Origin of the sequence: Microbispora sp. KK1-11 (genome assembly GCF_006874435.1) — a bacterium.
Taxonomy (GTDB): Bacteria; Actinomycetota; Actinomycetes; order Streptosporangiales; family Streptosporangiaceae; genus Microbispora; species Microbispora catharanthi.
In genome coordinates this window covers 16218-29169 of record NZ_VIRJ01000013.1, presented here as the reverse complement: position 1 = coordinate 29169, position 12952 = coordinate 16218, and the positions used below count along the sequence as shown (strand labels likewise).

The 12952-nt window shown below is 73.0% G+C and carries 9 protein-coding genes; 6 read left to right on the top strand and 3 right to left on the bottom strand.

All coding sequences use genetic code 11. From position 1 onward, the window contains the following. Positions 1–7: 7 nt before the first annotated feature. The 3 genes from FLW16_RS19695 (at position 8) to FLW16_RS19685 (ending at position 3376) form a co-directional block, all read left to right on the top strand. Positions 8–1135: a glycosyltransferase family 1 protein gene (locus FLW16_RS19695; protein ID WP_142561574.1), complete on the top strand. Its 1128-nt coding sequence runs from the start codon at positions 8–10 to the stop codon at positions 1133–1135. 140 nt (positions 1136–1275) lie between these two features. After that, complete coding sequence (locus FLW16_RS19690) at positions 1276–2379, top strand: NDP-sugar synthase (RefSeq protein ID WP_260615397.1); 1104 nt, start codon at positions 1276–1278, stop codon at positions 2377–2379. A 1-nt stretch (position 2380) separates the two neighbouring features. Further along, on the top strand, positions 2381–3376 hold the full coding sequence (locus tag FLW16_RS19685) for a DNA-3-methyladenine glycosylase (protein WP_142561573.1): 996 nt from the start codon (positions 2381–2383) through the stop codon (positions 3374–3376). Here FLW16_RS19685 and FLW16_RS19680 read toward each other — a convergent pair. Next, positions 3361–3711, bottom strand: a complete 351-nt coding sequence (locus FLW16_RS19680; RefSeq protein WP_142561572.1) for a hypothetical protein — start codon at positions 3709–3711, stop codon at positions 3361–3363. The two genes, FLW16_RS19685 and FLW16_RS19680, sit on opposite strands and share 16 nt — an antisense overlap. Positions 3712–3938: 227 nt before the next feature. On the opposite strand from FLW16_RS19680, the gene FLW16_RS19675 reads away from it, so the two are divergent. Both FLW16_RS19675 and FLW16_RS19670 read left to right on the top strand, forming a co-directional pair. Next, positions 3939–6578, top strand: a complete 2640-nt coding sequence (locus tag FLW16_RS19675; RefSeq protein ID WP_142561571.1) for a bifunctional FO biosynthesis protein CofGH — start codon at positions 3939–3941, stop codon at positions 6576–6578. A 204-nt stretch (positions 6579–6782) separates the two neighbouring features. Then, complete coding sequence (locus tag FLW16_RS19670) at positions 6783–8546, top strand: substrate-binding domain-containing protein (protein ID WP_142561570.1); 1764 nt, start codon at positions 6783–6785, stop codon at positions 8544–8546. 3 nt (positions 8547–8549) lie between these two features. Here FLW16_RS19670 and FLW16_RS19665 read toward each other — a convergent pair whose 3' ends face one another. Then, positions 8550–9833 carry a coenzyme F420-0:L-glutamate ligase gene (locus FLW16_RS19665; RefSeq protein WP_142561569.1) on the bottom strand — a complete coding sequence of 428 codons (1284 nt, stop codon included), beginning with the start codon at positions 9831–9833 and terminating at the stop codon, positions 8550–8552. 21 nt (positions 9834–9854) lie between these two features. After that, positions 9855–10793: a 2-phospho-L-lactate transferase gene (gene cofD, locus FLW16_RS19660; RefSeq protein ID WP_142561568.1), complete on the bottom strand. Its 939-nt coding sequence runs from the start codon at positions 10791–10793 to the stop codon at positions 9855–9857. 172 nt (positions 10794–10965) lie between these two features. Between cofD and FLW16_RS45960 the strand changes: the two genes are divergently transcribed. Further along, on the top strand, positions 10966–12879 hold the full coding sequence (locus FLW16_RS45960; protein WP_142561567.1) for a hypothetical protein: 1914 nt from the start codon (positions 10966–10968) through the stop codon (positions 12877–12879). The last annotated feature ends 73 nt before the right edge of the window (positions 12880–12952 follow it).

The window sequence follows — 12952 nt, the reverse complement described above, 5'->3', positions numbered from 1 at the left end:
GATTCACTTGACACCCCGGGTGCTCGTCGACGCCGCCGCGGTCCCCGCCGATCGCGGCGCCCTGATCAGGTATGTCGATGGACTGGTCGCGGCCCTGCACGAAGCGGGCGCGGACATCGCTGTGGTCTGCCAGCGCGCGGACGCCGAGCGGTACGCCGCCCTCGCCCCCTCGGCGCGGATCCTCTCCGGACCGCCCGCGATCACCAACCGGAACAAACGGCTGGCCTGGGAGCAGACCGGGCTGCCGGTCCTGGCCCGGCACGCCGGCGCCCAGGTGATCCACGCCCCCTACTACTCGATCCCGCTGGGCTCGGGCCTGCCCACGGTGGCCACCGTCCACGACGTCACCTCGTTCACCGACCCCGACCAGCACGACCCCGTCAGAGCCTCGTTCTTCCGGTCGGCCACCCGCACCGCCGTACGCCACGCCAACCGGGTGATCGTCCCGTCGAAGGCCACCATGGACGAGCTGGTCCGGGTGCTCGAGGCCGACCCCACCCGGATCGACGTCGCCTACCACGGAGTGGATCCCACGTTGTTCCACCCGCCGGCGCCCGAGGAGGTGCGCCGGGTGGCGGGGCGCATGGGCCTGCACGGCCGGCCGTACGTCGCCTATCTGGGCGCGCTGGAGCCGCGCAAGAACGTGCCGAACCTGGTGACCGGCTTCGGCCGGGCGGTCGGGCATCTGTCCTCGCCGCCCGCGCTGGTGCTGGCGGGCGGCCCTGCCTGGGACGAGGAGGTCGACGCCGCCATCACCGCGCTGCCGCCCCGGGTGAAGGTCGTGCGTCCCGGCTTCCTGCCCTTCGCCGACCTGCCGGGCTTCCTCGGCGGCGCGCTCGTGGTCGCCTCACCGTCGCGGTGCGAGGGGTTCGGGCTGCCGGTGCTGGAGGCGATGGCCTGCGGAGCGCCCGTGCTGACCACCCACCGTGCCTCGCTGCCTGAGGTGGGCGGCGACGCGGTGGCCTACACCGAGCCCGACACCGACAGCATCGCGCGGGCGCTGCGCACCCTGCTGGAGTCACCCGAGCGGCGCGAGTCGCTGGCTGCCGCCGGGGTCACCCGGTCACGCGAGTTCACCTGGCGGCATTCCGCCGAGGCCCACCTCGTCGCCTACCAACGGGCCGTCGAAGGCTGAGGAGGCAACGCCACAGGCCGGTTTTCGGGCACCCGTTTTCGCTGCTCATGTTGAGGCGAAATCGGCCCGCTTATCGCGGCCGCACAACGGTCGGCGGCGGCGAGCCATGCGGAGGGCCCGGCTAGGCTACCCTCGCGGCTGTGAGGGAGAGTTCTGTGCGGTCGCCGGACGGTCTTGAGGCGATCCTTCTCGTGGGCGGCCAGGGCACGCGTCTGCGACCGCTGACGCTCAGCACGCCCAAGCCGCTGCTTCCGACGGCGGGGGTGCCCTTCCTCGCGCACCAGCTGGCCAAGGCGCGGGCGTACGGGGTGCGCCGGGTGGTCTTCGCCACGTCCTACCGGGCCTCCATGTTCGGCGAGGCGTTCGGCGACGGGTCGGGCTTCGGCCTGGAGATCGTCTACATGACCGAGGACACCCCGCTCGGCACCGGCGGCGCGATCCGCAACGCCGCGCGGGCGCTGTCCTGCCCGCCCGAGGCGCCGGTGCTCGTGCTGAACGGCGACATCCTGTCGGGTCACGACATCGCGGCGCAGGTGGACCTGCACGTTTCACGGGGGGCCGCGGTGACCCTCCATCTCACGGAGGTGGACGACCCGTCGAGGTTCGGCTGCGTGCCGACCGACGACGACGGCCGGGTCAGCGCCTTCCTGGAGAAGACGCCCAATCCCGTGACGAACCGGATCAACGCCGGCTGTTACGTGTTCCAGCGCTCGGTCATCGACACGATCCCCGAGGGCCAGGTGGTGTCGGTGGAGCGGGAGACCTTCCCCGGGCTGATCGCGGCCGGCGAGCTGGTGCTCGGCTACGCCGACACGTCGTACTGGCTGGACGTGGGCACGCCGGCGGCGTTCGTGCAGGGCTCGGCCGACCTGGTGCTGGGCAAGCTCGGCTCGCCCGCGCTGCCGGGTCCTGTGGGCGAGAGCCTGCTGCTGGACGGGGCCGTCGTGTCGCCCGAGGCCAAGGTCACCGGTGGCACGGTCGTCTGCGCCCGGGCCACGGTCGAGGCCGGCGCGAGCGTACGCGGCAGCGTGCTGTCCGAGGACTGCCACGTCGCGTCCGGCGCGACCGTCGTGGACTCGGTCGTCGGCGTCGGCGCCCGCGTCGCCTCCGGCGCCGTGCTGCGCCAGGTCGTCGTCGGCGACGGCGCGCTCATCGGCCCCGGCAACGAGCTCACGTCCGGTATGCGCGTCTGGCCCGGGGTAAATCTGCCCGAGTGTGCGGTCCGCTTCTCCAGCGACGTCTGAAATGATCCGTACGGCTTCCACCGGACGGCGAAGCGAGCGGCACTGGCGGCCGTCCGCGCCGTTCGACCTCGCCCTGACGCTGTCGCCGCACCGGCGCGGGGGAGGCGACCCGGCCTGGCGGCGTACCCCGGACGGGGCGATCTGGCGCACCTCGCGCACCCCCGAAGGGCCCGGCACCCTGCGCGTGACGGTGAGCGGCGGCGAGGTCCTCGCGCAGGCGTGGGGGCCGGGTGCGGACTGGCTGCTGGAGACGCTTCCGTCGCTGCTGGGCGCCGACGACGACGTGGCCGGCTTCGCCACGATGCTCGCGCGGCTCACCCGTTCGGGCGATCCGCGGCAGGCCCGCGCGGCGGCGTTCGTCGCGAGCCTGGCCGATCGTGCCGCAGGGCTGCGGATCGGGCGCTCCCTGCGGGTCTTCGAGGCGCTCGCGCCCGCCGTGCTGGAGCAGAAGGTGGTCGGCAGGGAGGCGTGGCGGGCCTGGCGGTTCCTCATCGCCCGGTACGGCGAGCCGGCCCCCGGCCCGGCCCCCGAGGACATGTACGTGATCCCGCCGCCGGAGGTGTGGCGGGCGATCCCGTCGTGGGACTGGCACCGGGCGGGCGCGGAGGCCGTACGGGCCAGGACGATCGTCAACGCGGCCCGGCACGCCGAGAAGCTGGAGCGCACCACGGTGGCGCCGGCGGAGGCGTCCGTGGTGGCCTCTGCGGAGGCGGACCGCCTGCTGCGGGCGCTGCCGGGCATCGGCGTGTGGACCTCCGCCGAGGTGCGCCAGCGGGCCCACGGCGACCCGGACGCCCCGAGCGTGGGGGACTTCCACATCCCCGGCATCGTCGGCTACGCGCTGACCGGCAGGAAGACCGACGACGACGGCATGCTCGAACTGCTCGATCCGTTCCGGGGGCACCGCCACCGCGTGGTCAGGCTGATCGAGCTCAGCGGCGTCAGGCCGCCGGCGCGCGGCCCGCGCATGGCCCCGCGCGACTACCGGGCCTTCTGACCACGGCCGGCGCGTCGCGCGCCGCCGGCCTCGCCCGTCTTCAGATCCTGGTTGATCCCGCAGTGCTCGACCCCCGCGTGGCACCTGCCGCTGAGAGTGTTGGTGAAGAAGCTGACGCTCGCCTCCTGCTGGAGGCCGGCGAACGCGAGGCCGTTGTTGCCCGCGGGGGCGTTCACGTTGCGGCTGCCCGTGGACACCTGCCGGGGTGCGCTGGCGATCGCGGGCGTGTTGGCCGTGTTGCGGCCGTCCGTGACCTGCTTGGCGTGGCCCTTGCCCGATCCGCCGCCGTGTCCGGCGTACGGCGCCGCGAACGCCTCGGCCGCCGGCGCCGACAACCCGATGACGATCGTCGCGACGGCCAGCGACCGGACCCCCGAAGCTAGACAAAACGCACCATTCGCCCTGATAGCGGCCATCAATTCCCCGCCCGTTGTCGACTCCGTCTCCTCGCTCATACCCTGCGGCCGCAAACTGCCCGGCGGGCGCACGCCATGACTTCCTCCGTACGGACGGCCGGGGGCTGGGTGCGCCGGACGGACCCACGCCTCATAGGGTGCGGCGTATGACGGCGAAGCGACACCCGAACGTCAGCTCCGACAGCGGCACCCGCCGGGCACTCGCGCGGGCCAGGGACGGCAAGACCCTCGACCTCGCCGAGGCGGCGATCCTGCTGCGCGCCCGCGGCGACGACCTGGACGCCCTGCTCGCGCACGCCTCGCGGGTAAGGGACGCGGGACTGGAGGCCGCCGGACGGCCCGGCGTCATCACCTACAGCCGCAAGGTGTTCATCCCGCTGACCCGGCTGTGCCGGGACAGATGCGGCTACTGCACGTTCGCCACCGCGCCGCACAAGCTGCCCGACGCCTTCCTGTCCCCGGACGAGGTGCTGGAGATCGCCCGCCAGGGCGCGGCGATGGGCTGCAAGGAGGCGCTGTTCACGCTCGGCGACCGGCCGGAGGACCGGTGGCACCAGGCGCGTGAGTGGCTCGACGCCCACGGGTACGACGACACGCTGTCGTATGTACGGGCGATGGCGATCCGGGTGCTGGAGGAGACGGGGTTGCTGCCCCACCTCAACCCCGGCGTGCTGACCTGGAAGGACCTGCAGCGGCTCAAGCCGGTCGCGCCCTCCATGGGCATGATGCTGGAGACCACCTCACGGCGGCTGTTCACCGAGAAGGGCGAGGCCCACTACGGCTCTCCCGACAAGGACCCGGACGTGCGGCTGCGCGTGCTGGAGGACGCCGGCCGCTCCAGCGTGCCGTTCACGACGGGCCTGCTGATCGGCATCGGCGAGACGATCGAGGAGCGGGCCGAGTCGATCTTCGCGATCCGCCGGGTGGCCAGGGAGTACGGCGGCATCCAGGAGGTCATCGTCCAGAACTTCCGCGCCAAGCCCGACACGGCCATGCGCGGCATGCCCGACGCCGACCTGCACGAGCTGGCCGCGACGATCGCGGTGACGCGGCTCGTGCTCGGCCCGAAGGTCCGCGTGCAGGCGCCGCCCAACCTGATCGGCGAGGAGTACACGCTGATGCTGCGGGCGGGCATCGACGACTGGGGCGGGGTGTCCCCGCTCACGCCCGACCACGTCAACCCCGAGCGCCCGTGGCCGCAGATCGACGACCTGGCGGCGCGGACCGCCGCCGCCGGGTTCACGCTGCGCGAGCGCCTCACGATCTATCCGGAGTATGTGCTCGCGGGGGAGCCGTGGCTCGACCCCCGGCTCACCGAGCACGTCGCGGCGCTGGCCGACCCCGCTACCGGGCTCGCGCGTGAGGACGCCGTGCTTCAGGGCCGTCCGTGGCAGGAGCCCGACGGCGGCCTCGTCACCGGTGGACGGGCCGACCTGCACACGGCCGTCGACGCCGAGGGCCGGACGGGCGACCGCCGCGCCGACTTCGACAGCGTGTACGGCGACTGGGACGCCCTGCGCGAGCGCCTGCCCAGCGGCGGACGGGACGGGTCCGTCAGGGATCACACTGTCAGGGCGGACGTGCGGGAGGCGCTGCGGCAGGCCGAGGCGGACCCGGCGCGGCTGACCGACGAGCAGGCGCTGACGCTGCTCGACCTCGCCGGGGACCAGTCGGGGGCGGGCGCCGACGACGCCGGCCTGGAGGAGCTGTGCCGCATCGCCGACGGGTTGCGCCGCGAGGCGGTGGGCGACGACGTCACCTACGTCGTCAACCGGAACATCAACTTCACCAACGTCTGCTACACCGGCTGCCGGTTCTGCGCGTTCGCCCAGCGGCGCACCGACGCCGACGCCTACACCCTGTCGCTGAGCGAGGTGGCCGACCGGGCGCAGGAGGCGTGGGAGGCCGGGGCGACCGAGGTGTGCATGCAGGGCGGCATCCACCCGGACCTGCCTGGCACGGCCTACTTCGACATCGCCCGGGCGGTGAAGGAGCGCCGCCCCGAGATGCACGTGCACGCGTTCTCGCCGATGGAGGTCGTCAACGGTGCGAGCCGTACGAACCTGTCGGTCGAGGAGTGGCTGCACGCGGCGCGGGAGGCGGGGGTCGACTCGCTGCCCGGCACGGCCGCCGAGATCCTCGACGACGACGTGCGGTGGGTGCTGACCAAGGGCAAGCTGCCCGCCCGGGAGTGGATCGAGGTCATCACCACCGCCCACCGGGTCGGCATCCCCACGACCTCGACCATGATGTACGGCCACGTGGACACCCACGAGCACTGGGTGCGCCACATCCGGCTGATCCGGTCGATCCAGGAGGAGACGGGCGGGTTCAGCGAGTTCGTGCTGCTGCCGTTCGTGCACCACAGCGCCCCGATCTACCTGGCGGGGATCGCCAGGCCGGGGCCGACCGCGCGGGAGAACCGGGCCGTCCACGCGCTGGCGCGGATCATGCTGCACGGCGCGATCCGCAACATCCAGTGCTCCTGGGTGAAGCTGCGCGACGACCTGTGCCGGGACGTGCTCGCCGGTGGGGTGAACGACCTCGGCGGCACGCTCATGGAGGAGACGATCAGCCGGATGGCCGGCTCGGAGAACGGCTCCTACAAGACGATCAGCGAGATCGCGGCCATGGTCGCGCCGACCGGCCGTCCGCTGCGCCAGCGCACCACGTCGTACGGCCGGCCGAGCGAGGAGCGGGCCGAGGCGGCCCGGCGCAGCGACGGGGTGTGCCAGTCGGTCCGCGGGCCGCTGCTCACGGTCTCGCCCGTCGTGCGCAGGGAGTAGCCGGACGCAGAGTAGTCGGACGCGGAGTAATTGGACGCGGAGTAATTGGACGCGCTGTATATAACAAGTTCTATTTCGCTCTTGCGCCGCACGCGGGGGAGATGGGCAGAATCGCAGTGCCTCTGGCACCCAGAATCACAGTGCCTCTCGCCCAGAGTCACAGTGCCGCTGCACCGGTCATGAGAACTGGGAAGGACCCGCACCGTGCCGTCCGGTCGTCACCGCGCCGCCTTCGCCGTCGAGCGGCGCCGCAGGCAGGCCAGGTGGAAGGGCGTGGTCGCGGCCCTGGCGGCCGTCGCGATCGTCGCGGCGGGGGGAGTCCTCTTCCTCACGCGCTCGACGGGAACGTGTTCCGCCCGGGATCCGATCCTCGTGAGCGTCGCGGCCGCCGTGGACGTCGCGCCGCCGGTGATGGACGCGGCCGAGCGGTTCAACGCCTCAGGCGCGGGGGTGGAGGGGCGGTGCGTCCAGGTCCAGGTGGCCGAGCAGCCCCCGGCGCCGGTGCTCCGCACGCTGATCGGCGACCGGGCCGGCGTCCTGCCCGGCCGTCCGGACGGATGGATCGCCGACTCCTCCGTGTGGGTGCGGCTGGCCCGAAAGCAGGGCGGGCAGGACATCGCCGCGGACGAGACCGTGGTCGCGACCTCCCCGCTGGTCTTCGCCACCCGGCGCTCCCTCGCCGAGCGGTTCGCCGCCGGGGGGACGGCCATGAGCTGGGACATGGTCTTCCCCGCCACCGTGCGGGGACGTCTCCAGCCCACCGAGCACGAGCCCGACATCGTGCGCATCCCCGACCCGTCGGTGTCGGGGGCGGGGATCGCGACCGTCGCAGCGGCCCGTGACATCGTCGGCACGGGAGAGAAGGCCGACCGCGATCTCACGGCGTTCGTGCGCATGGCGCAGTCGGGCTCGGCCCCCGACTACCGCAGCATGCTCGGCGCGGTGGACGCCCCCGGATTCTGGTCGCGTCCCGTGGTGATCGTCCCCGAGCAGTCGGTGTGGGCGCACAACCGCGAGAGCGGCGCCGAGCCCGTGGTCGCCCTCCAGCCCAAGGAGGGCACGATCAACCTCGACTATCCGTACGTCGTGACGGCCGCGGACCCCGACCGGGCGGCGGCCTCGCGGCTGTTCGCGGCGTGGCTGCGGTCGGCGGCGACGCAGGAGGCCGTGCGGAAGGCCGGGTTCCGCGGCGCCGACGGGCAGCCGCCGTTCGACGGCGGTGCGGGCATCTCGACCGAGCTGCCGCGCCCGCGGCCATCGATCACGGCCGAGGTGATCGACGAGGCGCTGGAGGCGTGGAGCAGGCTGGCCCCGCCGAGCCGGATCCTCGTGCTGGCCGACGTGTCGAAGGAGAACGCCGAGCCGATCGACGGCCCGAAGGGCGCGGGCGGGAAGACCCGGCTGGACGTCGCGGTCGAGGCGGCCAAGCTCGGTCTGCAGCTGTTCCCGAACGAGACCCACATGGGTCTGTGGGAGTTCGCCCGCGACCTGAGGGGCGGCGCGGACCATCGCGAACTCATCGGCCTCGGCCCGATCACCAAGCCCGACGACGGCCAGGAGGAGATCCGCAGGACCGCCCTGTTCCGGGAGGCCGACGGCATCAGGGCGCTCGGCGACCGCGGCAGCTCGCTGTACGACGCGATCGACGCGGGCTTCCGATCGGTGTCGAAGGGCTACGACCCGCTCATGAGCAACGCCTTGCTGGTGCTCACGGCGGGCGTGGACGACGGGAAGGGCGTGTCGCGGCGCGCGCTCGTCGACACGCTGCGCAAGGAGTGGGACCCGGACAAGCCGGTGCAGATCATCGTGGTCGCGTTCGGCAAGGCCGCCGACCGGCCGGCGCTCGGCGAGATCGTCTCGGCCACCAACGGGCAGCTCTACGTGGCCCAGGAGCCGGGCCAGATCATCGACGTGTTCCTGTCGGCGCTGGCCCGGCGGCTGTGCCACCCCACGTGTACCCAGAAGTGACGGTCACCTCGTGACGTAGAAGTCGGCCGGGTCGCGCGGCGGCCGGTCCTTCGGCGGCGCGGCGGGATGGCCGATGGCCACGGCGCCCATGGGGTCCCAGTTCTGCGGCAGGTCGAGCACCTTGCGCACCACGTCACGGCAGAACATCGTGGACGACACCCACGCAGACCCCAGCCCCTGCACGGCGAGCTGGACCAGGAAGTTCTGCACTCCGGCGCCGGTGGCCACCACGAACATCTCCCGCTCGGCGGCGTTCCTGCGCTCGTCCCTGTAGGTGTGCGAGCCGTCCATCACCAGGCACGGCACCGACAGGTAGGGCGCGTTCCTCAGCACGTCGCCGCGCCGGATCCGCCGGGCGATCGACTCCTCGGAGAAGCCGTCGGAGCGCAGGTCCTCGATCCAGGCGTCCCGCATCGCGTCGAGCAGTTCCGTACGCGCCCGCGGGGTCTCCAGCAGCACGAACCGCCACGGCGTGGTGTGGTGCGGGGCTGGCGCGGCGACGGCGGCGGCCACGGCCCGCCGTACGGCCGCGGGGTCCACCTCGGCGGCGGAGAACTCCCGGATCGTCCGGCGGGCGAAGACGACGTCGGCCGAGCCGAACCGGAACATGTCCTCGTCGGCGGGGCGGACGAGGACCCGCCCGCCCGGGCCGTCCTCGTCGGTCACCAGCTCGCCCAGCCCTCGGACGACGGCCACCGGAACGCCGGACAGCTTGCCCTTCGCCAGGTCGCCCGCCGCCGCGATCTCGTCGGCCAGCGCCGTGACGGTGGCGTTGAGCGGGTTGCCGTAGCCGTCGGTGCCGCCGCGCAGGTCCTCCAGGGGCCGCACGCCGGCCGCGCCGATGGCGACGTCGGTCAGGCCGTGCCGCCAGGGCCGGCCGAAGGTGTCGGACACGATCACCCCGGCCCGCACGCCGAGCCGCTCGCGCAGGCCCCGGCGGATCCGGTCCGCCGAGGCGTCCGGATCCTCCGGCAGCAGCAGCACGGTGCCGGGGGAGGTGTTGGAGGCGTCGACGCCGGCCGCGGCCATCACGAACCCGTGCCGCGTCTGCGCGATGACCGTGTCCCCGCGCCGCGCGACCACGCGCTCGGTCTCCTCCTCGATCGCGGCCGTACGGCTGCCGTCCTGGCGGACGCGGCCTTCGGCCTTGCTCACGATCTTGGAGGTCACGACCAGGATGTCGCCGTCCCGGAGGTCGGGTGCGGCCTGCGCCACGAGCAGGGCGATGTCGTCGCCGGGCCGCACCTCGGGCAGGCCGGGCACGCCGCTGACGGTGATCTGGGGCATGTGCTCCTCTGACATCTGTGTTCAGGACTTGAGTGATTGGGCCAGGGCGAGGGCCGCGGCGGCGATGTCCCGCGTGGCCTGGGGGTCGCCCATCAGGAGCGGGCGGGCCTCCACCACCACGCCGTCGAGCGCCACGCCCTTGTCCTCCTCGGCGACGAGCCAGCCGTCGAGCAGCGCGGAGCCGTACAGCTCCAGGACGGCCTGGGCGCTCGTCTCGACGCCGATCGCCGTCAGGCAGGCGTCGGCCATGCCGCGAACCGGCGCGCCGCCGATGATGGGGGAGACGCCGACGACCGTCTTGTCCTCCAGGGCCGCCCGGATGCCGGGGATCTGGAGGATCGTGCCGATGCTGACGACCGGGTTCGACGGCGGGAGGATGACGACGTCCGCCGCAGCGATGGCGTCGAGCACGCCGGGCGCGGGACGTGCCTCGTCCGCGCCGACGAGCACGATCTGCTCGGCAGGCACGGAGGCGCGCAGGCGCACCCACCACTCCTGGAAGTGGACGGCTCTCCTGCCGGCATCGTCGGAGACGACCACGTGAGTCTCGGTGCGGTCGTCCGACATCGGCAGCAGCCGCACCCCGGGCCGCCACCGGTCGCACAGGGCCTCGGTCACCTGGGAGAGCGGATAACCGGCCGCCAGCATCTGGCTGCGGATGATGTGGGTGGCGAAGTCCCGGTCGCCGAGGCCGAACCACTGCGGTTCCATGCCGTACGCGGCGAGCTCCTCCTTCACGGTGAACGTTTCAGCGGCCCGTCCCCAGCCCTGTTCCTCGTTGATGCCGCCGCCCAGCGTGTACATGACCGTGTCAAGGTCCGGGCACACGCGCAGGCCGAAAAGGGTGATGTCGTCGCCGGTGTTGCCGATCACGGTGATCTCGGAATCGGGGGCCGCCGCCTTGAGACCTCGGAGGAACCGGGCGCCGCCGATTCCTCCGGCGAGGGACACGATGCGCATGCCGCCAGTCTTCCACCGGCCGCCCGCGGGATCGCCGACACCCACCCCCGGGAACGGGATGAACTGCGATATGTAGGGTGTGTTCGGCTTGTGAGGTTCTTGGGTCTGCCGACGCTTAAGTCAGTCATGTGCAAAACTTCCCCGAGTGCCGTTTGGACCGATGGGGGTAGTCGTGCTCAAGGTCGATACCGGCCGGCTCCGGGAGCCGGCCGCGTGGACGATGCTCGCGGTGGTGATCACCACCGTCCTCGTCAGCATCGCGCGCATGCTGATCGGCTCCTCGTTGAGCAGCACGTTCGGCGTCCGCGCGGCGGCGAGCCTGTACTCCCTCGTGTCCCCGGTCTCGACCGCGCTCACCTTCGGCGCCGTGCTGCTCGTCGCCAAGGCAGGCGCGCCCACCCCCCGGGCCCGCCTGGTGGCGCTCGGCGCGGCCGGATCGCTCGGTCTCGGCATCGTCTTCGGCCTGATCGCTGTGCTGGGCGTGCTCGTCGGCGACCTGGCCACGTTCCGCGACCGCTTCGAACACCTGATCACCGGACTGCCGATGATCGCGCTCGCCGTCATCGGCGCGCTGTTCGCGCTGAGCACCGCCTCGGCGCTCCAGCCCGTCAGGGAACCGGCGGGCGACTACTTCGGCAGGCGCGAGGACGCCTACCCGCCCCAGTCGTACGCTCCGGCGCTGCCGCAGAACCCGCAAGGCCCTCAGGGCCCGCAGGGCCCTCAGGCGCCGCAGGGGTACGGCGAGGTTCCTGTATCGGCAGGTGCGGGCGTGCCGGCTCACGCCCCCAGCCCCGGCCCGATGCCCGCTCAGCAGGTCCCCGCTCAGCAGGTCCCCGCTCAGCAGCAGTTCGGCCACCCCGCCCCGGGCGACCCGCAGAACGTCCCCCAGACCCCGCCGCAGAACGTCCCGCACCCCGGCCAGTACGACGCCCCCCACCAGGGCCAGTCGCAGGGCCAGTCGCAGGGCCAGCCGCAGGGGCCCGCGTACGGGCAGAGCGCGCCGGCGCCGGTCCACCCCCAGCTGCCGCCCGCTGAGCACCGCTACGCCGAGCACCAGCAGTACGCCCAGGACCAGTACGCACAGGACCAGTACGGCCAGGATCGGGGCCAGGGGGCCTTCGGCCAGGAGCGGCCCCAGGACGTCTACGGCCAGGAATACGAGCCGCAGCCCTCCTACGCACCCGCCCCGACCGCCCCGCAGCCCCCGCCGTTCGGGCAGCCCGGCGCGCCGGCTCCCGCCCCGGCTTCCGCTCCGGTTTCCTCCCAGGGCCCCGGCCACGGACAGGCGCAGCAGCAGCCCGGGCCGTCGCTGCATGACGTCCAGACCGGCGCGCACTACTCCGACTACGGCCCGTACGGCGCGCAGCCCGAGGCGGCGGCGCCCCAGCGGCCCGACTACTCCCCGCCGCCGCAGGGCCCGGTGTTCGACCAGTACGGCTACGCGGGCCAGCAGACGGACTCCGGTGGCTACGGGCAGTTCCCGAGCGCTCCTCCCGCCGCGCCCAATGCCCCCGGCGCCCCCGACCCCCGCGGTTACGGTCAGCACTCCTCCTACAGCCCGGCCCCCGAGGCCAGGCCGTACGAGCAGGAGCAGCCGTACGGACAGGGCTCGCCGTTCTCCGGCTACTCCGGCCAGGCGTTCGCCCGCCAGGCCGCCGAGCACACGGCCGGCGGCCCGGCCTTCGACGCTCCCCCCGCGTACGAAGGCCCGGCCGACCCGAGGGAGCAGCAGCTCGCGCAGGCCTACCAGCAGGCGCAGAGCTACCAGAAGGGCGCCCTGCCCGATCACCCCACCGGTCCGCAGGACATGCCGGAGTACTACGACAACCCGCTCGGCCACCCCCAGTCCGAGCCCGCGCCGTTCCAGCCCCCGGTGCCCGGCCCCGCCGACCAGACGCTCCGCTTCGACCCCTCCGGCTACCAGGGAGACCCGCTCAGCGACCCCCTGCGCAGGGAGGAGCCGCTCGATCCGACGGCCATCTACACGCCGGATCGGTCGCAGGCAAAGTATGAGGAAGGTTCCGCCCCCGATCAGGCAGGCCTCGGAACCGACCCCAACCTCCCTTGGTATGGTTCCGAACGCTGATAGGACCGTAGATCGGGGCGTACGAACCGGGGCGAGCAGGTCTTTCCCCGGGTATCGTTATGCCGCTTGACGC

What these genes read in the sequence shown, in the direction of transcription:
- FLW16_RS19675 (WP_142561571.1), top strand. Translation starts at nt 3,939, where the DNA reads ATGACGGCGAAGCGACACCCGAACGTCAGCTCCGACAGCGGCACCCGC.
- FLW16_RS19685 (WP_142561573.1), top strand. Translation starts at nt 2,381, where the DNA reads ATGATCCGTACGGCTTCCACCGGACGGCGAAGCGAGCGGCACTGGCGG.
- cofD (WP_142561568.1), bottom strand. Translation starts at nt 10,793, where the DNA reads ATGCGCATCGTGTCCCTCGCCGGAGGAATCGGCGGCGCCCGGTTCCTC.
- FLW16_RS19665 (WP_142561569.1), bottom strand. Translation starts at nt 9,833, where the DNA reads ATGCCCCAGATCACCGTCAGCGGCGTGCCCGGCCTGCCCGAGGTGCGG.